Origin of the sequence: Sphingobium sp. BS19, assembly GCF_027925545.1 — a bacterium.
GTDB lineage: Bacteria > Pseudomonadota > Alphaproteobacteria > Sphingomonadales > Sphingomonadaceae > Sphingobium.
Window position 1 is genome coordinate 198,445 of record NZ_BSEF01000008.1, and the last position, 20,291, is coordinate 218,735.

General features: G+C 57.4%; 22 protein-coding genes. 5 read left to right on the top strand and 17 right to left on the bottom strand.

Annotated elements, in window-relative coordinates; translation table 11 throughout:
* Window positions 1-19: 19 nt before the first annotated feature.
* The 3 genes from QMG56_RS11145 to QMG56_RS11155 are packed head-to-tail and all read right to left on the bottom strand — an operon-like array spanning window position 20 to window position 3,402.
* Complete coding sequence (locus tag QMG56_RS11145) at window positions 20-937, bottom strand: hypothetical protein (protein ID WP_281822602.1); 918 nt, start codon at window positions 935-937, stop codon at window positions 20-22.
* Window positions 898-2,217, bottom strand: a complete 1,320-nt coding sequence (locus tag QMG56_RS11150; RefSeq protein WP_281822603.1) for a replication-associated recombination protein A — start codon at window positions 2,215-2,217, stop codon at window positions 898-900. Before QMG56_RS11150 ends, QMG56_RS11145 begins: the two co-directional genes overlap by 40 nt.
* Window positions 2,218-2,223: 6 nt before the next feature.
* Window positions 2,224-3,402, bottom strand: coding sequence for a glycosyltransferase family 1 protein (locus QMG56_RS11155; RefSeq protein WP_281822604.1), 1,179 nt, complete (start codon window positions 3,400-3,402; stop codon window positions 2,224-2,226).
* Here QMG56_RS11155 and QMG56_RS23355 point away from each other — a divergent pair.
* The gene (locus tag QMG56_RS23355; protein WP_309298555.1) at window positions 3,286-3,726 is read left to right on the top strand and encodes a DUF2945 domain-containing protein; all 441 of its coding nucleotides are present in this window, start codon (window positions 3,286-3,288) and stop codon (window positions 3,724-3,726) included. The two genes, QMG56_RS11155 and QMG56_RS23355, sit on opposite strands and share 117 nt — an antisense overlap.
* A gap of 47 nt (window positions 3,727-3,773) precedes the next feature.
* The gene (locus tag QMG56_RS11165; protein ID WP_375713682.1) at window positions 3,774-4,415 is read left to right on the top strand and encodes an MOSC domain-containing protein; all 642 of its coding nucleotides are present in this window, start codon (window positions 3,774-3,776) and stop codon (window positions 4,413-4,415) included.
* Here QMG56_RS11165 and QMG56_RS11170 read toward each other — a convergent pair.
* From QMG56_RS11170 to QMG56_RS11225, 12 genes are all read right to left on the bottom strand, one after another.
* Window positions 4,412-4,651, bottom strand: coding sequence for a hypothetical protein (locus tag QMG56_RS11170; protein WP_230187459.1), 240 nt, complete (start codon window positions 4,649-4,651; stop codon window positions 4,412-4,414). The two genes, QMG56_RS11165 and QMG56_RS11170, sit on opposite strands and share 4 nt — an antisense overlap.
* Window positions 4,652-4,719: 68 nt before the next feature.
* Window positions 4,720-5,667, bottom strand: a complete 948-nt coding sequence (locus QMG56_RS11175) for a hemolysin family protein (RefSeq protein ID WP_281822606.1) — start codon at window positions 5,665-5,667, stop codon at window positions 4,720-4,722.
* 36 nt (window positions 5,668-5,703) lie between these two features.
* Window positions 5,704-6,207 (bottom strand): rRNA maturation RNase YbeY, encoded by a 504-nt coding sequence (gene ybeY, locus QMG56_RS11180; RefSeq protein ID WP_281822607.1) that lies wholly within the window; start codon window positions 6,205-6,207, stop codon window positions 5,704-5,706.
* Window positions 6,200-7,198, bottom strand: coding sequence for a PhoH family protein (locus tag QMG56_RS11185; RefSeq protein WP_230187462.1), 999 nt, complete (start codon window positions 7,196-7,198; stop codon window positions 6,200-6,202). Before QMG56_RS11185 ends, ybeY begins: the two co-directional genes overlap by 8 nt.
* Window positions 7,199-7,223: 25 nt before the next feature.
* Window positions 7,224-8,603 (bottom strand): tRNA (N6-isopentenyl adenosine(37)-C2)-methylthiotransferase MiaB, encoded by a 1,380-nt coding sequence (gene miaB / locus QMG56_RS11190; protein ID WP_281822608.1) that lies wholly within the window; start codon window positions 8,601-8,603, stop codon window positions 7,224-7,226.
* 8 nt (window positions 8,604-8,611) lie between these two features.
* Complete coding sequence (locus tag QMG56_RS11195; protein WP_281822609.1) at window positions 8,612-9,373, bottom strand: 1-acyl-sn-glycerol-3-phosphate acyltransferase; 762 nt, start codon at window positions 9,371-9,373, stop codon at window positions 8,612-8,614.
* A gap of 1 nt (window position 9,374) precedes the next feature.
* The gene (locus QMG56_RS11200; protein WP_281822610.1) at window positions 9,375-9,797 is read right to left on the bottom strand and encodes a Fur family transcriptional regulator; all 423 of its coding nucleotides are present in this window, start codon (window positions 9,795-9,797) and stop codon (window positions 9,375-9,377) included.
* Window positions 9,798-9,924: 127 nt separating this feature from the next.
* Complete coding sequence (locus tag QMG56_RS11205; RefSeq protein ID WP_230187464.1) at window positions 9,925-10,350, bottom strand: MucR family transcriptional regulator; 426 nt, start codon at window positions 10,348-10,350, stop codon at window positions 9,925-9,927.
* A 114-nt stretch (window positions 10,351-10,464) separates the two neighbouring features.
* A complete protein-coding gene (locus QMG56_RS11210) occupies window positions 10,465-10,938 on the bottom strand; it encodes a GNAT family N-acetyltransferase (protein ID WP_230187465.1) in 474 nt (157 codons plus the stop codon).
* A complete protein-coding gene (tsaB, locus tag QMG56_RS11215; RefSeq protein WP_281822611.1) occupies window positions 10,935-11,570 on the bottom strand; it encodes a tRNA (adenosine(37)-N6)-threonylcarbamoyltransferase complex dimerization subunit type 1 TsaB in 636 nt (211 codons plus the stop codon). The genes QMG56_RS11210 and tsaB overlap by 4 nt, the downstream gene beginning before the upstream one ends.
* A 31-nt stretch (window positions 11,571-11,601) precedes the next feature.
* Window positions 11,602-12,195, bottom strand: coding sequence for a malonic semialdehyde reductase (locus QMG56_RS11220; protein WP_281822612.1), 594 nt, complete (start codon window positions 12,193-12,195; stop codon window positions 11,602-11,604).
* A 44-nt stretch (window positions 12,196-12,239) separates the two neighbouring features.
* Window positions 12,240-12,812: a NifU family protein gene (locus QMG56_RS11225; RefSeq protein WP_230187530.1), complete on the bottom strand. Its 573-nt coding sequence runs from the start codon at window positions 12,810-12,812 to the stop codon at window positions 12,240-12,242.
* A 120-nt stretch (window positions 12,813-12,932) separates the two neighbouring features.
* On the opposite strand from QMG56_RS11225, the gene QMG56_RS11230 reads away from it, so the two are divergent.
* From QMG56_RS11230 to QMG56_RS11240, 3 genes are all read left to right on the top strand, one after another.
* On the top strand, window positions 12,933-13,403 hold the full coding sequence (locus QMG56_RS11230) for a pyridoxamine 5'-phosphate oxidase family protein (RefSeq protein WP_281822613.1): 471 nt from the start codon (window positions 12,933-12,935) through the stop codon (window positions 13,401-13,403).
* Window positions 13,404-13,717: 314 nt separating this feature from the next.
* Complete coding sequence (locus tag QMG56_RS11235; protein WP_281822614.1) at window positions 13,718-15,073, top strand: DEAD/DEAH box helicase; 1,356 nt, start codon at window positions 13,718-13,720, stop codon at window positions 15,071-15,073.
* A gap of 127 nt (window positions 15,074-15,200) precedes the next feature.
* Window positions 15,201-18,092, top strand: coding sequence for a pitrilysin family protein (locus QMG56_RS11240; RefSeq protein WP_281822615.1), 2,892 nt, complete (start codon window positions 15,201-15,203; stop codon window positions 18,090-18,092).
* Between the two features lie 221 nt (window positions 18,093-18,313).
* Here QMG56_RS11240 and hslU read toward each other — a convergent pair whose 3' ends face one another.
* Window positions 18,314-19,615 carry an ATP-dependent protease ATPase subunit HslU gene (gene hslU, locus QMG56_RS11245; RefSeq protein ID WP_230187471.1) on the bottom strand — a complete coding sequence of 434 codons (1,302 nt, stop codon included), beginning with the start codon at window positions 19,613-19,615 and terminating at the stop codon, window positions 18,314-18,316.
* Between the two features lie 82 nt (window positions 19,616-19,697).
* Window positions 19,698-20,261, bottom strand: coding sequence for an ATP-dependent protease subunit HslV (gene hslV / locus QMG56_RS11250; RefSeq protein WP_281822616.1), 564 nt, complete (start codon window positions 20,259-20,261; stop codon window positions 19,698-19,700).
* Window positions 20,262-20,291 lie beyond the last annotated feature (30 nt).

The following is a 20,291-nucleotide window of genomic DNA, read 5'->3' on the forward strand; positions in this document are numbered from 1 at the left end:
TGGTGCGACGCCCATACTATCAGTAGACGCCAAAGGTCCACCCCTCCGTTTGCGCTATTTTTGGTGTTAGATGTTCGGGATGCCAAAGTGCGGCATCCGCAACCGCCCGCCGCAACCAGGCTGTAGTGAGAATTGCGTCGGTACTGTGGTCGTCATACCTCGCAAGCGGCGCATGAGGGCGCGTGCCAAATGCCGCCAGTGCTTCATCGAGAGACGCGCTGTCACGGATTTTGGACAAGCCTTTGCGCAATCCTGCAGCACGGGCGGCCAGCGCCGTATAAATCTCAACGATTACTGGCCCATGATCCGGCAACGGGTCGAATGGCCAGATCGGCACCAACCCCCTCAACCGATGGAGAACCCGCATCCCGGTCAGGCTGGACTTCCCCACTTGCGCCGCACCCACCAGATTGAAACAGCTATAGGGCGAAAGACGCATGGCCGCCTGTCCATGCTCACACACCCGAAAGCGTCCGCGTCCCGTAGGAAACAGATCGCCGCAATCCCTTAACTGCCGAAAATGGCGGCGCGCTTCCGGATGGAGGAGGAAGCTGTTGGCGGAGAGATGCGGATCGTTAGCACTTAGTGCGTCAATAAACTGCCAAAGCGCCGGAGCATCGGCGGGTGATTGGTCCCAGCTTGGGAAATAACCGCCTGCATCTAGAAAGGGAAAAGCGGGAGAAAGGTCCATGCCCACCAGCATGCGCGTCCCCGCACGCCCATGCTCCGCAAGCCATTGCGCAAGGGCTGGCCGGGTCCATCCCCTTTCGGGACGTAAAAGGGTAGGGGCCGCGTCGCCCCCAGTTGCGTGGGCAAGTGCCAATCCGGCAGGCCGTTCCACGGCTTGCCCGGACCAGTCAATGACGGCGAAATGATCGAAGCGGATGTCGCAGAGCGTCAATTGTCGCGTTGTTCGGCGCGGCGCGCGTCCCACCATGCGAGACGCTCGGCTATGCGCTGTTCGAAGCCGCGATCTGTGGGTTGATAAAATGCCTGTGGGGGCAATTCGTCTGGCCAATAATTTGCAGCGGAGAAACCGTCCGGCGCATCATGATCATAGGCATAGCCCTTGCCGTAGCCGACATCTTTCATCAGCTTGGTAGGAGCGTTCAGGATATTTTGCGGGGGCATCAGCGACCCTGTCTCGCGCGCGGCCTTGAACGCCGCTTTCTGTGCAACATAGGCCGCGTTGGATTTGGGCGCTGTCGCGCAATAGAGGCAGGCTTGGACGATGGCCAATTCACCTTCTGGGGAGCCCAGAAAATCATAGGCTTCCTTAGCAGCTAGGCACTGCACCAGCGCTTGTGGGTCGGCGAGGCCGATGTCCTCACTCGCGAAGCGCACAAGTCGGCGCAGTACATAGAGCGGCTGTTCGCCGGCCGTCAGCATTCTTGCCAGATAATAAAGCGCCGCTTGTGGGTCCGATCCCCGCAGGGATTTGTGAAGCGCAGAGATGAGATTGTAGTGACCTTCTCGATCCTTGTCGTACACAGCAAGCCGCCGGTGGAGCAAAGCGGATAAGCCTGCCGGATCGAGCGGATCAGGGATCGATACCGAATATAATGTCTCGGCTTGGTTGAGCAGAAAGCGGCCATCGCCATCGGCACTGGCGATCAAGGCTTCCCGCGCATCAAGCGTTAAGGGAAGGGGGCATTGGACTAACTCCTCAGCCCGTGTCAGCAATTTTTCCAGCGCATCGCTATCGAGACGCCGCAGGATCAGCACCTGGGTACGCGAAAGAAGAGCAGCGTTCAGTTCAAAGCTGGGGTTCTCCGTCGTAGCTCCGACCAGAGTGACGGTGCCGTCTTCTACATAGGGGAGAAAGCTGTCTTGCTGGGCCCGGTTGAAGCGGTGAATTTCATCGACGAAAAGCAGCGTCTTCTGGCCGATACGAGCATGATCGCGTGCTGCGGCAAAGACCTTCTTTAGATCGGCCACGCCGGAAAACACAGCCGAGATCGGCTCGAAACGGATTCCGACTGCATCGGCCAACAGGCGGGAGATTGTGGTCTTTCCCGTTCCCGGCGGGCCCCAGAAAAGGATGGACGATAGGCGCCCGGCTGCAACCATGCGCCCTATCGCGCCCTCAGGGCCGGTCAGATGATCCTGACCCACGACTTCCTGTAGCGTGCGAGGACGTAAGCGGTCTGCCAGCGGTGAGTCAGCCTGACCCCGTTCAGCGGGCGCGTTATCATCATCGCCAAAGAGATCAGTCATGACAGATCACGGAACGGGGCTGGCAAGCGCCATCGCGCCACGGGTGCGCTGACCGATCACGCGAATATATGTGTCAACCAACTGCTGATTGACCTGATCCCATCCATAGCGTTCCGCTTCCAACCGACCGGCCTCGCCAGCACGATGGCGGCTTTCAGGGTCGACGCAATATTGTTGTAGCGCATCGGCAAACTTGTTGATGGCTCCGGGGCGGATTAGGCGGCCGGTGACGCCGTCACTAACCAGAGACTCGCTACCAGTGGCGCGGGCCGCAACCGTCGGAAGCGCGCATGCCATGGCTTCAAGGGTTACATTTCCGAAGGTTTCGGTCACAGAAGGATTGAAGAGCATATCCATGCTGGCGACACCGCGGCCGAGATTTGCACCACTTTGGAATCCGACGAAGGTCGCATTGGGCAACCTGTTTTCGAACCACCCCCTTGCGGGACCGTCGCCCAGCACCAGAACGTGATGCCGGACGCCACGGGTCTGAAGTTGCGATATCGCATCGGAAAATACGTCCAGGCCCTTTTCCATGACCAAACGCCCGGTGAATCCGATGACGGGGGTGTCGTCGGCTATCCCAAGACTGCGGCGCCATTCCAGATCGCGCCGTCCAGGGTTGAATATCTCTTGATCGATGCCGCGCGTCCAGATGCCAACATCATAGTTCATGCGCTGGTTGCGCAGCAGTTGTGCCATGGAATCGGAAGGTGCCATGATCGCGTCGCACCGGCGATAGAAACGGCGCAACCCCGCTTCGATAATGGGCTCGAGAAAAGCGAGGCCATAATAGCGGGGGTAGGTTTCAAACCTAGTGTGGACGGAGGCTACGGCGGGTAAATTGCGTGCGCGTGCCCAGCTTATGGCACGATGTCCCATCGGATCGGGACTGGCAACATGGACTATGTTCGGCGCAAATCGCTTAAGGTCTTTTCGCAGTTTAGGCGAAAGACCCAACGGTACCCGGTATTCGCCGCGCCCTGGTATAGGTAGGGAAGGCGCGCTGACTAAATCGCCCGTCGCAGGGAAAGCGGGCTCTTTTACCGTAGGCGCATAAATACGCACATGAGCGCCCTGCCGTATCAAATAGCCGACCAGTCTGTTCAGGGCCTGATTAGCTCCGTCTCGTACATAGTTATAGTTACCGCTGAACAGCGCGATACGAAGGGCCGTAGTATCCATTTCCCCGCCCTTAAACCACACCGGCGCAAAGGCCAAGGGAACCGGCTGCGCCTCTTCCGCTTTATATCTTCGAAAGAGAGATTTTCGGTTATGAGTGATCCGGGCCAGACCACGCTTTTTCGCAAGGGCCAGCGCGTTCGTTGGAACTGGGGCACTGGCGTTGGACATGGCAAAGTCACCGACAGGTTTGAGAGGCATGTCGAACGAACCATCGAGAGCGCAAAAGTCTCCCGCAACGGCAGCCAAAGTAATCCTGCTTATCTCATCTCTACCGATGCTGGCGGTCAAGTGCTGAAACTTGGTTCAGAGTTGCAGTCTGTATGAACGCTGGAAATATTAAATAGATTCTGCGAAAACGTGGAATGCCAAAGATGACCATCACTGCCTTGTTGACAGGCCAGCCTGCGCTATTTCGCGATCAGGAATATAGCGCAATCGAGAAAAAGGAAGTTCCAGGCCCCGTACGGATCGGTTGGCTCGGACTGGAAGGGGATGCCGTTGCAGACCCCGTCCATCATGGCGGTTGGGACAAAGCCATCCACCTGTATCCCCAAGATCATTACCCTTTTTGGAATGAGCAACTTTCCGACCATTTCTTATTGAAGAAACCGGGTGCATTCGGGGAAAATATCGCGTCGCGCGGTTTGGTGGAAACGGAAATCTGCATAGGCGATCGTTTTACATTCGGCAGTGCTGTGGTCGAGGTGAGCCATGGACGGCAGCCATGCTCCAAGCTCGATCATCGGTTTGGCAGGCGCGATGTTATGGCGACAGTCGTGAAAACCGGGCGATCCGGAGTTTATTTCCGCGTAATCAAAGAGGGCGATGCGGAGGCGGGGTCTGAAATGACTTTGATAGAGCGTCCGCTTCCCGAATGGAGCGTCGAGCGCGTTTTCAACCTGCTGATAGCCGGCGGCTACAAACGCGATCCGGAAGCTGTACGAACGTTAGCGGCCATGCCGCAATTGGCCGAAGCATGGCGCCAGCGGGCGATTGGCTTCACCCTTAGCTAATTTGTAGGGAAATCCGCTCTCGCCGACAAATTGGTGATATCGTTTATGTTCAGTGACCCCACGCCGAACGCATCGATAATCAGCCGGGCCTTTTGATCGGAAGGCAAGGCCATCACATAAGAAATGAGCTCTGACAGGGTCCCACTCTTCAAGGTTTTGAATTCGACGAACATGTCGGAGCCAGCATCGTCGCGCTCATGCAATTGAGCGTTTGCGCTCCAGTTGACGGCATCCATCGAATCGTTTCCCCTCAAAATCTTAGATAAGACAGTAAACGGCTGCGCTAGCCGCGCAAGACCACCCGCTAGTCCGTTTCATGACCATTGTCATGCTGCGGCGGATGGAGGCGCAATCGACTGACCCTTCGACTGTCGCTTGCCGTAACTTCCAAACGCCAGCCGCTCTCTTCATGCAGCAGAATTTCACCGATTTCCGGAACCCGTCCAGCGATCACGAAAGCCAGGCCTCCTAATGTGTCCACGTCTTCTTCGATATCGGCCAGCTTCTTATCGATTTCTTCTGCGACATCGTCGAGCTCCGCGCGCGCATCCGCATCCCATAGTCCGTCTTCCAAGGGGATGAGGAGAGCTTCCGGCTCGTCGTCATGCTCGTCTTCGACTTCGCCAACGATTTCCTCGACAAGATCTTCGAAGGTCAACAGTCCCTCGGTGCCTGAATATTCATCAAGGACAATGGCGAGGTGCGTGCGCTTGGCGCGCATTTCCGCAAGAAGATCGAGCACGCCCATGCTCTCCGGGACATAGAGAGGCTGGCGGATCAATGGCTCAAGCGTTGCGGGGGGAGGGGCTTTTCCAGCCAGAATGGCAAAGGCATCGCGAATGTGGATCATGCCGATGATAGTGTCGAGCGTATCGCGATAAACGGGGATGCGGCTATGGCCCGCGTCGGCAAACAACGCTGCCAGGTCGTCGAAACTCGCTTTTTCTTCGATGGCAATGATATCGGCCCGCGGTAGCGCGATATCGTCAACGGTATGCTCGCTGAAATGCAGGAGATTTCGAAGCATTTGCCGTTCTATGGCCGACAAATCGCCCTTGGTTCGGGAAGAGCCGTCTTCCTCATTGTCCTCGTCATATTCGTCTATGGCTTCTTCGATCTCCTTGCGCAGACTATGATCGCTGTCTTCGCCGAAGATAAGAGCCTTCAGGCCTTGCCATAAGCCGCCTTCGCCCGAGGATGCATTGCTGCTACTGTCCGCGTCTTTCGAAGGCGCCGGGCTGTCGTCAGCCATGAGAAGTTCTCTTCCTTATGTTGTTGAGCCAGTTGTTCAGCTCGAATATGGGTCAGCAAGTCCCATAGAAGCAAGGGCGCGTATTTCCAATGCTTCCATGGCCTCGGCGTCGATTTCATCCATATGGTCATAGCCCAAAAGGTGAAGCATGCCGTGTACGATCAGATGCGTGGCGTGATCGGCTACGGAGACGCCTTTATCCTGAGCCTCAGAGGTGCAGACGCCAGCGGCTAGCACGATATCGCCAAGAAGGACTTCGCCATCGTCTGTGTTGGCCATCGTTTCGAGCAGGTCGGTTTGCACCATGGGAAATGACAGCACATTCGTCGGCTTGTCTTTCTGCCGATAGTCGCGGTTGAGCGTTTGGACTTCCGTATTGCCGGTCAGCTTTACGGCAACTTCGTAGGATACAGGTTGCGTTTCATAATCGGCATAAAGGCTGTGTCGTATGGCTGAAACGACAGCGCGTTCCGCCAGGCTTTCCCAGTCTACTCCCGTCGGCCATTCATTGCCTTCATTGATAAGCGCAACGTCAAGCATCCGGACCCTCGTAAGCCTGAACAATCCGACCAACGACAGGATGACGCACGACGTCGGATATGCCGAACGGCACGACCGCGATGCCTTCGATACCCTCCAGCTTTCCGACAGCGTCTGCCAAGCCGGAGGCACCAGGCTGCGGCAAGTCAACCTGTTTGGGGTCGCCGCAGATGACCATCCGGCTATTCTCGCCGAAGCGGGTAAGGAACATCTTCATCTGCGCGATAGTAGTGTTCTGCGCTTCATCGAGGATGATAAAGGCGTTCGCGAGGGTGCGCCCGCGCATGAAAGCAAGAGGCGCGATTTCAATTTCACCAGAAGCGATGCGGCGCTCGACCTGTTCGGCAGGTAAGGTGTCGTAGAGCGCATCGTAAAGCGGCCGCAGATAAGGATCGACCTTTTCCTTCATATCGCCGGGAAGGAAACCCAAGCGCTCACCCGCTTCGACGGCCGGACGCGACAGGATGAGGCGATCGACGCTTCCTGAGATGAGCTGACTTACGGCCTGCGCTACTGCAAGATAGGTTTTGCCGGTTCCTGCTGGCCCAAGGGCAAAGATGACATCGTTGCGCGCCAGCGCTTCCATATAGGTAATTTGCGTCGGCGAGCGGGGGACGATTGTCTTCTTGCGCGTCCGGATCATCACTTTGGGCGGTTCGGCAACATCGCGGCGAATGATGCCGTCCAGAGTAGGCTCCGATGACATGGCAATCACTGCCTCCACGGCGCCGGAATCGATGGGCTGTCCCTCGACAATGCGATTGTAGAGGCCGGTCAACACGTCACGGGCACGCGCGGCGGCTTCGGCCTCGCCTTCGATCTGCAGATGGTTGCCGCGTGCGGCGATATATACGCCCAGCCTGTTCTCGATAGCGACGAGGTTTTGGTCGAACTGACCAAAGAGCGTTCCGAGGAGGTAAGGCTTTTCGAATGTGACTTCGAGCCGGACGCGTTCGCCAGGTTCGGCCTTGGGATGATGCTTCTTCGCCATTATCGTTCCCTCCTGGTGATTTCGCTCAAGCAGCTTTCCTCCCTGCAATCTCGCCCGCCAGACTATTAGGTCCGGCGCTGACAATATCGACGTCTATTACATCGCCCAGCGCAGCATGGGGGGCAGTCACATGAACGGATTGCAGCCACGGCGTCTTGCCGATCAATTGACCGGGGTATCGCCCAACCCGTTCCAACAGAATAGGCACACGCTTGCCCACAGTCGCGGAGTTGAACTCAACCTGATGCGCATTGATGCGCGCTTGGAGTCGTTGAAGACGCTCATCCATTACGTCAGGCGAAATCTGGTCACTCATGTCTGCAGCAGGTGTGCCCGGACGAGGACTGTATTTGAAGCTGTAGGCCATGGAATAGCGTACCTGATCCAGCAGGGTCATGGTCGCTTCGAAATCGCTTTCGCTTTCGCCCGGAAACCCCACGATAAAATCGCCAGACACTGCAATATCCGGGCGGACTGCCCGCATTTTGTCAATGATCGTCAGGTAGCTCTCAACCGTGTGGTTGCGGTTCATCGCCTTCAATATGCGATCGCTTCCGGCCTGTACTGGAAGGTGCAAAAAGGGCATTAACTTGGGTACTTCCGCGTGCGCCCTAATCAACCCATCGGTCATGTCGTTGGGATGGCTGGTCATGTAACGAATGCGCGATAAATCAGGTAAGTCGGCCAAGGCACGGATAAGATCGTCAAAACCCATGTGCCGCCCGCGCTCGTCTTCTCCGGTCCAGGCATTCACATTCTGCCCGAGAAGGGTGACTTCGCTTACTCCCCCGTCGATCAGCGCTTTGGCTTCATCGAGAATTGCGGAACAAGGGCGACTGATTTCCGCACCGCGCGTGTAAGGAACGACGCAATAGGTGCAGAATTTGTCGCATCCTTCCTGAATCGTAAGGAAAGCGGTTGGCCGTGCTTGCCTGGGTCGCGCCGGAAGTGCGCCGAATTTCGATGCCGCCGGCATATCCGTATCGAGTGCCGCTTCGCCACGCACAGCTTTGCCGATTAATTCCGGTAAATGGTGGTAGGCTTGCGGACCGACCACGATGTCCACCGTAGGAGCGCGACGCGAAATTTCTCCGCCCTCGGCCTGTGCCACGCAACCGGCCACCGCAATCATCGGTCGGGTTCCATCCTCATAGCGCATCCGGCCGATGTCGGAATAAACCCGGTCAACGGCCTTTTCCCGAATATGGCAGGTGTTGAGCACGACAAGATCGGCTTGCGCGTTTTCCTCCGCGGCATTCATCCCTTGCGCAGTCAGCATTTCAGCCATGCGTTCGCCGTCATAGACGTTCATCTGGCAGCCGAAGGACTTGACCTGGAAAGTTGTCGGCGCACCCGCTCGGCGGGCCGCTGGAAGATGCTTGTTGGGCAGAAGAGGTCGATTCATTAGATCGGCTATACCGCGCTCGGATGTGTGGCGATAGGCGGTAGGCAGGTTGAAATTCTTTTTCTGCATTCCGCCGCCAGCATTTTCCGATCAGGAAAGTCTTCAGGATCGAAGGGAGGCAGAAAGTGCAGTGTGACCAAGAGATTTCCAGGGCGCGTTAGAACGCGAAGCGCGTTTGTTGCCAGACTGGGTTCGTGCCAGGCAATCTCGGAAGCAGCCGTTCCGTAGTCGATGTAAACAGGCTGCACGTTAAGATCGCGGGGCGGGGGAAGCATAACGGATAACAGAGCAGGCTTGAACGGCAGTAGAGTTGCGCCATGCCCTGTGGTTCCTTCTGGGAACAATGTCATTGGCTGATGCTGTTCCAACGCGCGCCTTAGTGCATCGACCTGATCGCTTACCCGATTGCGGCTGTGACGCGCGATAAACAGCGTGTTGTTTTGTGCTGCAAGCCATCCGACCAGCGGCAGGCCTTTCACATCATCCTTTGAGACGAAGGCCGTTCCTGTCGCTCCTCCCATGGCCAGAATATCGATCCAGCTCAGATGATTTGCCACAAAGAACACATCGCGTTCCAGAGGCTTTCCTCTGATTTCTACGCGAGCGCCAACGGCGCGTGCCGCCAGACCGAGAAATATGCGAGGCCATGGCGATCGCCATGGCAATATTCGCCAAAGCACGTGCGGCAACACACACAATAACAACACTGTCAGGAGCGCGGCGAGCCGCTGCGCTCGTCTAATGCGGTCTGCCAGTGGAAAGCGCTTCAAATCAGCTTTTACGGTCTAGAGCTACGCCGTAAAGTTCCATGCGGTGGTCGACCAGGCGAAACCCCAGCTTGGCAGCTATCATTTTTTGTAGCTGTTCCAGCTCTGGGTCTACAAACTCGATCACCATGCCGGTTTCGACGTCGATCAGATGATCGTGATGAGATTCCGGGGCGGCTTCATACCGTGCTCGACCATCGCCGAAATCATGCCGCTCCAATATGCCCGCTTCTTCGAACAGGCGCACGGTGCGGTAAACCGTCGCAATGGAGATGCCCGGATCGATAGCCGCTGCACGCGCGTGGAGCCTTTCCACGTCAGGATGATCTTCAGCGTCCGATAGTACCTGAGCGATAACCCGCCGCTGCTCGGTAATGCGCAAGCCCTTTTCGGCACATAAGGCTTCAACGTCGATCTTGCGGTTCATGAGCGCCCTATTCTGCGAGTCATTACGGGTAAAGTGACTTGCAGCTTATCTAATTTATCGCAGATGCGAAAGGGCTGCGCTGTTTGCTATCAAACGCATCCCTTCCACGACCGACGCTATCTTCAGATTACTTGGCAGCGACGCGGCGGCGCCTTTTAGTCCCCAAGCCAATCTTCTTCGCCAATGTGCGGCGTTGCTCAGCATAGTTGGGGGCCACCATTGGATAGTCGGCTGGAAGGCTCCACTTTGTCCGGTAATCGTCCGGCGTCATCTGATAATGGGTCATAAGGTGACGCTTAAGCATTTTGAGCTTCTTTCCGTCCTCCAAACATACAATGTAGTCCGGTTTGATAGAAGATCGAACAGAAACAGCCGGTTCCAACTTGACTTCAGGTACGACAGGAGCATCCGAAAGGCTGGAAAGTGCACCATATACATTCTTGATGAGAACGGGCAGGTCGGAAACAGCTACGCTATTGTTGGATACATGCGCAGCAACGATGTCGGAGGTTAGCGTTATGAGCATTTCTGACTGGGCATTTTGTTCGTCCATTATGACACTCCTGACATCGGTTATTGAGGCGACCCGTCCGTTACTTATTTTTAGGAGGGTTGTTGACCCACTATGGGCGAACTCAGTAGATTTCAAGCCAATAGTAATAGGGCGCTAAAGATCAATACGGAAAGTCAAAGCGTCACGAACCTGACCGTCACTGCCATGATAGTAATTAGGACGAGTATTTATATGGTTAAAGCCAATGTTTTTGTAGAGATGAATTGCGTCATTGGTTGATCGCACTTCCAAATGCATCGTGAGTATGCCGCGAAATCGTGCAGCGGTCAGGCAGTCCCGAAGCAATGCAGTCCCAATGGAACGGCCGCTCCACCCAGGGTCTACGGCCAACAGAAGCAACTCGGACTCATCGAGTATCGCGCGTACCAGCGCAAATCCAAGCGTTGCAGCGTCAAGTCGCGCCAATGTCAGCCAAGTGCCCGGTAGTGCCACCATCCCAGCGAGTTGAGACGCGGTCCACGCTTCACCAAAAACAGGATTGAACGCGCGCGTCATGATGGTCATCGCGGCGGCCTGCGCATTCCGATCGGCCTTTTCGTGCCGTTGTAGAACAAGCCCGTGGATCATGCTAACGCCGCCATCCCGGCCATTGGCATGGCATCTGCGCCACGACCGTAGAGAGGCGTCGCGGGCAGGGTCCGGTCTATCGAATTCATAAATGCGTAATGGGCCGTGTCGATTTCCACATCGATTGCATCGCCAAAGCCGCGGGCGTCGACCAGCGCCGTTGAGCCACTGCCATAGACCACTGCGTTAGTCAGCGTGACTGCCAATGCGGAAATCGCCGTAGATCGCAATGGCGTGGTGGCACACGCCGTATCGGGGGCAAACATTTGCCAGAATAGCTCGCCATGACCGCCCGTAATGACGACGGGGAAAGCGCCTTCTGGCGAAAACTGCTGCTTCACTGTCGCTGCTATCAATGACAGCGAACTGTATCCGTTGAGCGGTACGCCCCAAGCAAATGCCAAAGCGCGCGCTGCGGCGACGCCAATGCGGACACCGGTGAAGCTGCCTGGCCCGACATCCACAGCTATTGTGTCGGCCAGCCCTCCGTTGGGTAAGGCGGCAATAGCCGGCAGCAGGCGCTCCGCGTGGCCGCGCCCCACGCGCGTACTCGCTTCGGCGACGCACGCGGCATCGTCGAACAATGCCAGTGACAACGCCAGCGTTGCCGTATCGATAACTAAAGTGCGCATTCCCAACCCCGAAAGACTACTCCCGCAGGCGCTAGTCTATACAGTTGAATTTTCCAAATTCGGGACGTGGCAGACGTTCGAAAATCGTGGCGGGATCGCCATAGCCAAGGGTCGAGATAAAGTTGGACTTCACACTGGGCGTATCCGCGAAGAAGGCCGCATCGACGGCAGCATTGTCAAACCCCGACATCGGTCCGGTATCGAGCCCAAGCGCACGCGCGGCAACAATGAAGTATGCCCCTTGCAGTGTGCTATTGCGGAAGGCGCTGATCTTCCGCAGTTCTTCGTTTCCGTCGAACCAGGACTTCGCGTCTGCTGGCGGGAAAAGCTCTGGCAAAAATTCGTGAAAATTTTCGTCCATACCGATGATAGCCGTCACCGGCGCCTTGCTTATCTTCTCGGCATTCGTTCCCGACGACAGTGCCGCAAGCTTATCCTTCGATTCCTGCGATACGCACCATATCAGCCGCGCGGGCAACTGGTTTGCTGAAGTGGGTCCCCATTTCATAAGATCCCAAATCGCATGCAGGTCCGCTTCCGCAACAGGCTTGTCGAGGTAGCCGTTGTAGGACCGTGCCTTTACGAAAATCTGATCAAGGGCATTCTGCGGCAGAGCGTCAGCCATGTCGTAAACTCCAGATAGCAATGAGATTTATTTCGAAAGGATGTCTAAACGGCGCGAACTTCGGTTACCTCAGGCACATAGTGCTTTAGCAAGGACTCTATGCCTTGTTTCAAAGTCGCAGAAGAGGACGGACAGCCAGCGCAAGCGCCCTGCATCTTCAAAAAGACCTTACCCTTGTCGAAGCCACGGTACACGATGTCACCGCCGTCGTTTGCGACAGCGGGGCGGACGCGCGTTTCGATCAATTCTCTGATCTGGGCAACGATTTCGGCATCGGCTGGATCATCTTCGAATGCCTCGTCGTCAGGAACGAATATCCCCGACGCGCTTCCAGAGTGGAATAGCGGCATATTGCCGGAGAAGTGATCAAGGAGAATGGCGATTACGTCTGGTTTAACGTCCGACCAATCGACGCCGGCGCTCAACGTTACCGAGACGAAATCATAGCCAAAAAATACGCCGGTTACGTCGCCCAGTGAAAAGAGCGTCTCTGCAAGAGGTGACGCAGCCGCTTCCTCTTCAGTAGCGAAATCGCGTGTGCCTGACGCCATTACTGCCTGGCCTGGCAGGAATTTGAGAGTGGCGGGGTTCGGGGTAGTTTCGGTCTCGATCAACATATGTGTCATTTGGGGTGTTAGCTGACGCAGATCAAGCAAGCTTTTGTTTGGTGCCTCACAAGGAACCCGCTTTGGCCTTGGGCGCTTTACCCCAATGAACTTCACCAAAGGAGCGTTGGAATGACCCAGGAGCATGATATCAAGGATCGGTTTTGGAAGGAGCTTTCCGACAGTCCCTTTCTAATGGTGGGGCTGGACAATGCTCCGGGGCATAGCATCCCTATGACTGCGCAACTGGACAAGGATGCTAATCATGCATTCTGGTTCTACACGTCGCGAGATAACAGGCTGGCAGCCGGTGGCGCAGCAATGGCCCAGTTTGCTGGCAAGGATCATCATCTGTTTGCGTGCATTTCGGGCACTTTGGTTGAGGAGACCGATCAGGCCGTAGTGGACGCGCATTGGTCCAACGAAGTGGCCGCCTGGTATGAGGGCGGGCGGGAGGACCCCAATTTATTGATGCTCCGTTTTGATCTGGGGGACGCCGAAATATGGTTGGCCGACATGTCCCTCAAAGGCGTTTTCAAAATGCTGATCGGCGGCGACATCCGTTCCGAGATGAAGGGGAAGCACGCCGAGGTTACACTATAAGGCGATCTGCCACCCACTTTCCTGACAGTCGGGAAAGTGGGTGGCTTCTCAAGACTTAAAATTGTTGCTTTTTTAATCGATCACACCTAAAGACCTCCGCAGCGCAGCATCCGGGCCATTTCGGCCCCGTAGCGATTGGTAGCGTGATCGTCCTTATATCCGCCTGGCAGAGCCGCGTGGATGACTGGACCGGCCAATGACCTGCGCTTTGCTTGAGGCTTCCCTTTTCACGCGGGTCGTTTCGTAACCCGCCTTGTGCCGCGATTGCGTCTTGCAATCGTTTCGGCGCAACGCTCCATTGTGAGTATTTAACTTTGACTACATTTAAAGAACTCGGCCTTGCTGAGCCGATCCTGCAAGCGCTTGCTGCGAAGAATTATGAAGTGCCGACGCCGATCCAAGCGCAGGCTATTCCTGCTTTGATGGAAGGCCGCGATTTGTGCGGTATCGCCCAGACAGGAACCGGCAAGACCGCAGCGTTTGCGCTTCCCAGCCTGGATTACTTTCATAACAATCCGAAGCTGACGCCCCAAAAGGGCTGTCGCATGCTCGTCCTGTCGCCGACGCGCGAACTGGCCGCGCAGATTGCGGACAGCTTTCGCGACTATGCACGCTTCATGAAGCTCTCAGTTACAACTGTCTTCGGGGGCGTCCCCATCAACAAGCAGATCAATCAGCTTCGCGGCGGTGTCGATATTCTTGTTGCCACGCCGGGCCGTCTGCTGGACCTCATCGAACAGCGCGCACTGAGCCTTGGGCATGTAGAAATCTTCGTTCTCGATGAAGCCGATCAGATGATGGATCTGGGCTTTATTCAGCCGCTCAAGCGCATCGACAAGATGCTCCCCAAGCAGCGCCAGAGCCTGTTCTTCTCTGCCACTATGCCTAAAACCATTGCCGATCTGGGCAGCCAGTTCCTTGTCGATCCGGTGCATGTCTCTGTCGCGCCGCAGTCAACGACTGCCGAACGTGTGAAGCAATATGCGACATATGTGAATCAGGCCGAAAAGCAGGCGTTGCTGACCATCACAGTCAAGAACGAGCCAATCGAGCGTGCGCTCATCTTTACGCGCACCAAGCATGGCGCGGACCGGGTGGTGCGTTTTCTGGAAGGTGCGGGCATCCCCGCTGCCGCTATTCATGGTAACAAGAGCCAGGGGCAGCGTACCGCCGCTTTGCAGGCATTTCGTGCGGGGCAAGTGAAGTTGCTGGTCGCAACCGACATCGCCGCGCGCGGCATTGACGTTTCCGGTGTCAGCCATGTCATCAACTTTGAACTGCCGAACGTGGCAGAACAATATGTGCACCGCATCGGCCGTACGGCGCGTGCCGGAGCGGAAGGCATTGCCATCAGCTTCGTGGCGGATGACGAGCGGCAGTATCTCAAGGCCATCGAAAAGGTGACCCGCGTACGTTGTGAGTTGCAGGTGCTTCCGGAAAACTTTGCAGAAGCGGTTCGCAACCTGCCGAAGGCGGCGCCGCCCAAAAAGGGCAGCGAAGGTGGCAATGGTCGCGGCGGTCCCGGTCGGGGCAATCCCGATCGCGCACATCGCGGTCGCGATGGAGCGGCAGGCGACGGCGCGGCACCAGCGAAGCGTCCCTTCCGTCCGCGCAACCGCAATGGCGTAGGCGCACATAAGGGTGCGGTTCAGCGGGTCGCTGGACGGTAATTCCTCTTATATTTTATAAAAACGCCCGCTCTTGGTTGTCCAAGGGCGGGCGTTTTTATGTCATGCGCGAACCGTGCTGCCGCTTTGTCAGTGGCCATTCATAAAAATGGCGCTAGGCTGTCGCCATATGACAATTCCCTTCCGGCGCGCAGCCACTTCGCTTTCCGTTATCGCATTCCTGCTGACGGCCAGTCCCATATCGGTTCAGGCGAAGGAGGCTGTATCCACCACGGCGCTGCCCAGCACCGATGTCGCACAAAAGCGCCCCTGGCTTTATGAAAACAGCGATGTGCCAATCGATCCAGAATGGCATTTCGGTGCGCTTCCTAACGGCGTTCGCTACGCCGTCCGGCGCAATGGTGTACCGCCAGGTCAGGTTGCCATTCGCCTGCGGATCGATGCGGGATCGCTGATGGAGAAGCCCGACGAGTTGGGCTTCGCGCATTTCATGGAGCATCTGACGTTTCGTGGGTCGAAATATGTGCCGGATGGTGAGTCCAAGCGGATCTGGCAGCGCCTTGGTGTCACCTTCGGCAGCGACAGTAACGCGCAGACTACGCCGACCGGCACAACCTATGCTCTCGATCTGCCGCAGGCCACGCCGCAGGGTTTGGACGAGAGCATGAAGATCCTCTCGGGCATGATGACCGATCCGAACATTGTCGATGGCGCGGTAACCGCCGAGCGGTCCGTCGTTCTGGCGGAGAAGCGGGAAGGCGAGGGGCCGGGGAGCCGTGTCAGCGACGCGACCCGCGCATTTCTGTTCGCCGGTCAGCGGATGGAAACGCGCTCACCTATTGGGACGAATGCTACTCTGAATGCTGCGACCGCTGCGCGGATGGAGGCTTTCCATCAGCGTTGGTATCGACCCGAAAATGCTGTGATTTCTATTGCTGGCGACATTGACCCCGCAACCGCCGAAGCACTGATTGCGAAATATTTCACGCCCTGGAAAGCCGCCGGTGCCGCGGAAAGCGTTCCGGACTTCGGTGATCCCAATCCAGCAAAGCCGGCGGCGGGGGTGATTGTCGAGGCAGGCGTGCCGACCGGGTTGAGCTACGCGTTTTTGCGGCCTTGGCGGCCTCGGGCGGATACGATCATCTACAATCAGGACAAGCTGACAGACGCGCTGGCGCTACAGATCATCAATCGCCGACTGGAGCAAGCGGCCCGTAGCGGGGGTAGTTTCCTGCAGGCCAATGTGGAGCAACAAGACGTTTCGCGCTCGGTGGATGGCACTTTCATCAGCATTATGCCGGTAGGGGCGGATTGGGCCAAAGCGTTGATGGATGTGCGCGCTGTCATAGAAGATGCCAAGACGACACCGCCCACGCAGGCGGAGATTGCGCGCGAATATGCGCAGTTCGATACTGCGCTGGCGATACAGGTCGAGAATTCCGATACGGAGGCCGGATCGAAACAGGCGTGGGATCTGGTGAACGCCGTCGATATTCGCGAGACGACCGTCAGTCCGCAAGCGGCGCTCGACATATTCCGTGGTGGCAAGGCAGCGATGACGCCTGACAAGTTGCTTCAGTCGACACGCCGCTTGTTCACTGCCGATGTTACCCGCGCTTTGCTGATGCTGCCAACGGCGCAACCCGATGCACAGGCGAAACTCACTGCAGCACTCAAGACGCCGGTGACAGCCGCGACGGGTGTTCGGTTGGCGGACAAGGCCGTGACGATGGCGGACCTGCCCAAGCTAGGCGCGCCGGGCGCGGTGGTTTCGCGCACGCCGCTGGGCGTATTGGGGATTGAGACCGTCACCTTCGCCAACGGCGTGAAGCTGACATTGTTTGCCAATAATGCCGAGACGGAGAAGGTCCGCATCAATGTCCGCTTCGGGCATGGACAGCAGGCCTTTTCTCCCACCAAGGCAGTTCCCAGTTGGGCGGCGAGCTATGCGCTGGTTGCCGGGGGGATTGGCAAGCTGGGGCAGAGGGATCTGGATGAACTGACCAACGGGCGTCGACTGGGTTTCGACTTTTCCGTCGACGATGACGCCTTCGCCATGGCCGCAGTTACCCGTCCGGCGGATTATGCCGACCAGTTGAAGCTGTTTGCCACCAAGCTGGCGTATCCGGGATGGGATCCCGCGCCGATTGCCCGGGTCAAGGCCGGCATGACGGCCGCGTACGATACGCTTTCCACATCGGCGGATGCGGTGTTGAGCCGCGATCTCAACTGGCTGATCCACGCAAAGGACGTGCGTTACCGGACGCCGGATAGGGCAGAGATTGCTGCTCTGACGCCGCAGGCATTTCGCGCCACCTGGGAGCCTATTCTGGCTTCCGGGCCTATCGAGGTCCAGATTTTCGGACAGGTGAAAGCGGACGATGCGATTGCGCAGGTTGCTGCTACTTTCGGGGCTTTGCCTGCGCGACCGGATAAGCCGGTGCCTGCCGCCAATCGGCAGATGCGCTTTCCGGCGCATGTCGCTACCCCGGTCGTGTTGCGTCACCGCGGCGACAAGGATCAGGCTGCTGCTGTGATGGCGTGGCCCACGGCGGGCGGCTTTGCCGGATCGAAGGAAGCGCGGCAGCTTGAGATATTGACGCAGATTTTCAACGATCGACTGTTCGAGAAGCTGCGGTCAACCGATGGCGCGGCCTACTCGCCGAATGTCCAGAACAACTGGCCATTTTCGTCGGAGAGCGGCGGCTATATTCTGGTGAATAGTCAGGTGAAGCCGGAGAAGGTCGGCTACTTCTTCCAACTGATCAAGGATACGGCAGCCGATCTGGCGGCTAAGCCAGTCAGCGACGATGAACTGCAGCGGGCGGTGGCGCCTATGCGGCAGTTGTTGTCGCGGGCCAGTACCGGCAACGCTTTCTGGATGCAGCAGACCGCCGGGGCGGCGCGCGATCCGCGTTATGTCGATGTGGTGAATAATATGGGCAGGGACTTGCTGACGGTGACGTCCGCCGATTTGCAGGCTTTGGCCAAGAAGTATCTGGTCGCAGATAAGAGCTGGTCGGCGGTCGCACTTCCCGAAGGGGTGCAGGCGGGCAAATAAGCTGTGGCGGATCGACCGGATTTGCTCCGGTCGATCCGCCTGCAGAACCCCGCTGGACGTCAATAACCCGACACGTAAAAGCGGGATTCACGCGTCGTGCGCCCAAATAAGTCGACACGTAAAAATGTGTTTCAACGGTCGGCGAGGTGCCTTTACCGAAAAATAAGTCGACACGTGAAAAGCAGATTTTGAAACTACCATTCTATAACATATTGATATTATTATAGAATATACTTGCTCAAGTCGGTGTCGCGGGCGATTGAGTTGAGTTGCTTCGCCACATAGTCGGCATCGACCACCAAGGTTTGCCCAACGCGATCTTCCGCATCGAAGCTGACTTCTTCCAACAGTTTTTCCATCACGGTCTGAAGGCGGCGTGCGCCGATGTTCTCGATCTGCTCATTCACTTCGGCGGCGATTTTCGCCACGGCGCGGATGCCTTCGGGGGTCAGGTCGATGGTCAGGCCTTCGGTCGCCAGCAGGGCTTTATACTGCTCGGCAAGCGACGCCTTGGTGTCGGAAAGGATCGCGACAAAGTCGTCTTCCGTCAGTGCTTTCAGTTCGACACGGATCGGCAAGCGGCCCTGTAGTTCGGGCAGCAAGTCGCTCGGCTTGGCGACGTGAAAGGCGCCTGACGCGATGAAAAGGATGTGGTCGGTCTTGAGCGGACCGTATTTGGTGGCGACGGTGGTGCCTTCGATCAGCGGCAGCAGGTCGCGCTGAACGCCTTCGCGACTGACCGAGCCGCCGCGCACGTCGCTGACCGCGATCTTGTCGATCTCATCGAGGAAAACGATCCCGTTCTGCTCGGCATTGCTGAGCGCCACACGCGCGACATCGTCCTGATCCAGACGTTTGTCCTGTTCTTCCTCGACCAGCTTGTCCCATGCTTCGGGCACGCGCATCTTGCGGCGCTTTTTCTGTTGTTGGCCAAAGGCTTTGCTCATCATGTCGGAAAGGTTGATCATGCCGACCTGACCGCCCATGCCCGGAATTTCCATCGGCATGGAGGGGGCGTCAGAGACTTCGACTTCGACCTCGGCCTCGTTCATCTGATTGGCTTCGATCCGCGAGCGGTACGACAGGCGCGTGGCTTCGCTGGCTTCCTTCCCCGTGAGTGCATCGAGCAAGCGGCCCATGGCGGCTTCGGATGCGGCTTCGCGAACGGACTCGCGGCGGCGATCCCGCTCCAGACGGACAGCTTCTTCGACAAGGTCGCGCGCGATCTGCTCGACGTCGCGCCCGACATAGCCGACTTCGGTGAACTTGGTGGCTTCCACCTTCACGAACGGCGCGTCGGCCAGCTTGGCAAGACGACGGCTGATTTCGGTCTTGCCGCAGCCTGTGGGGCCGATCATCAGGATATTCTTCGGCGTTACTTCGTCGCGAAGGGCAGCGTCGAGCTTTTGGCGGCGCCAACGGTTGCGCAGGGCAACGGCAACCGCGCGCTTGGCGTCAGTCTGTCCGATGATGTGCGCGTCGAGCGCAGCGACAATGGCTTTAGGGGTAAGGGCGTCGTTCATGTCTGTCTTTCTGCCGTCCTGTGACGGAAGGGGGAAGGGCGCACGAGCATATTTGGTCTCGCGCTCTCTGAAGGAGGGAGATTTACGTGGCGCTGACCAACGTTTCCAAGGTCAATTGATCGTTGGTGTAGACGCACAGATCGGCGGCGATAGCCATGGCCTTGCGGCCAAGCGTCTCGGCGTCGGCTTCATAGTCTACCAGCGCGCGGGCTGCGGCCAGGGCGAAGTTGCCACCCGATCCGATGGCTGCCACGCCACCGACGGGTTCCAGCACGTCGCCATTGCCGGTCAGGATCAGCGTTACGTCCTTGTCCGCCACGATCATCATGGCTTCGAGATTGCGCAGATATTTATCGGTCCGCCAATCCTTCGCGAGTTCGACGGCAGCGCGCATCAACTGGCCGTTATGGCGCTCAAGCTTGGATTCAAGCCGTTCGAAGAGGGTGAAGGCGTCCGCAGTTGCGCCTGCAAAGCCGCCTATGACGGAGCCGTCATGCAGGCGGCGGACCTTGCGGGCGTTCGGCTTCATGACGGTTTGCCCCATGCTGACCTGCCCATCGCCAACGACGATGACGTGGCCGTTTCTGCGCACGGATAAGATGGTCGTGCCATGCCATGTCGGCATGCTGTTCTGATTGTCGCTCATATCGCGGATATGGTGCGGATATCGGCTGCT

Bases quoted from the DNA above. Each gene is read 5' to 3' on its own strand.
- QMG56_RS11145 (WP_281822602.1), bottom strand. From the start codon at position 937: ATGGTGGGACGCGCGCCGCGCCGAACAACGCGACAATTGACGCTCTGC.
- QMG56_RS11150 (WP_281822603.1), bottom strand. From the start codon at position 2,217: ATGACTGATCTCTTTGGCGATGATGATAACGCGCCCGCTGAACGGGGT.
- QMG56_RS23355 (WP_309298555.1), top strand. From the start codon at position 3,286: ATGAGCGCCCTGCCGTATCAAATAGCCGACCAGTCTGTTCAGGGCCTG.
- QMG56_RS11155 (WP_281822604.1), bottom strand. From the start codon at position 3,402: ATGGATACTACGGCCCTTCGTATCGCGCTGTTCAGCGGTAACTATAAC.
- QMG56_RS11165 (WP_375713682.1), top strand. From the start codon at position 3,774: ATGACCATCACTGCCTTGTTGACAGGCCAGCCTGCGCTATTTCGCGAT.
- QMG56_RS11170 (WP_230187459.1), bottom strand. From the start codon at position 4,651: ATGGATGCCGTCAACTGGAGCGCAAACGCTCAATTGCATGAGCGCGAC.
- QMG56_RS11175 (WP_281822606.1), bottom strand. From the start codon at position 5,667: ATGGCTGACGACAGCCCGGCGCCTTCGAAAGACGCGGACAGTAGCAGC.
- ybeY (WP_281822607.1), bottom strand. From the start codon at position 6,207: ATGCTTGACGTTGCGCTTATCAATGAAGGCAATGAATGGCCGACGGGA.
- QMG56_RS11185 (WP_230187462.1), bottom strand. From the start codon at position 7,198: ATGGCGAAGAAGCATCATCCCAAGGCCGAACCTGGCGAACGCGTCCGG.
- miaB (WP_281822608.1), bottom strand. From the start codon at position 8,603: ATGAATCGACCTCTTCTGCCCAACAAGCATCTTCCAGCGGCCCGCCGA.
- QMG56_RS11200 (WP_281822610.1), bottom strand. From the start codon at position 9,797: ATGAACCGCAAGATCGACGTTGAAGCCTTATGTGCCGAAAAGGGCTTG.
- QMG56_RS11205 (WP_230187464.1), bottom strand. From the start codon at position 10,350: ATGGACGAACAAAATGCCCAGTCAGAAATGCTCATAACGCTAACCTCC.
- QMG56_RS11210 (WP_230187465.1), bottom strand. From the start codon at position 10,938: ATGATCCACGGGCTTGTTCTACAACGGCACGAAAAGGCCGATCGGAAT.
- tsaB (WP_281822611.1), bottom strand. From the start codon at position 11,570: ATGCGCACTTTAGTTATCGATACGGCAACGCTGGCGTTGTCACTGGCA.
- QMG56_RS11220 (WP_281822612.1), bottom strand. From the start codon at position 12,195: ATGGCTGACGCTCTGCCGCAGAATGCCCTTGATCAGATTTTCGTAAAG.
- QMG56_RS11225 (WP_230187530.1), bottom strand. From the start codon at position 12,812: ATGTTGATCGAGACCGAAACTACCCCGAACCCCGCCACTCTCAAATTC.
- QMG56_RS11230 (WP_281822613.1), top strand. From the start codon at position 12,933: ATGACCCAGGAGCATGATATCAAGGATCGGTTTTGGAAGGAGCTTTCC.
- QMG56_RS11240 (WP_281822615.1), top strand. From the start codon at position 15,201: ATGACAATTCCCTTCCGGCGCGCAGCCACTTCGCTTTCCGTTATCGCA.
- hslU (WP_230187471.1), bottom strand. From the start codon at position 19,615: ATGAACGACGCCCTTACCCCTAAAGCCATTGTCGCTGCGCTCGACGCG.
- hslV (WP_281822616.1), bottom strand. From the start codon at position 20,261: ATGAGCGACAATCAGAACAGCATGCCGACATGGCATGGCACGACCATC.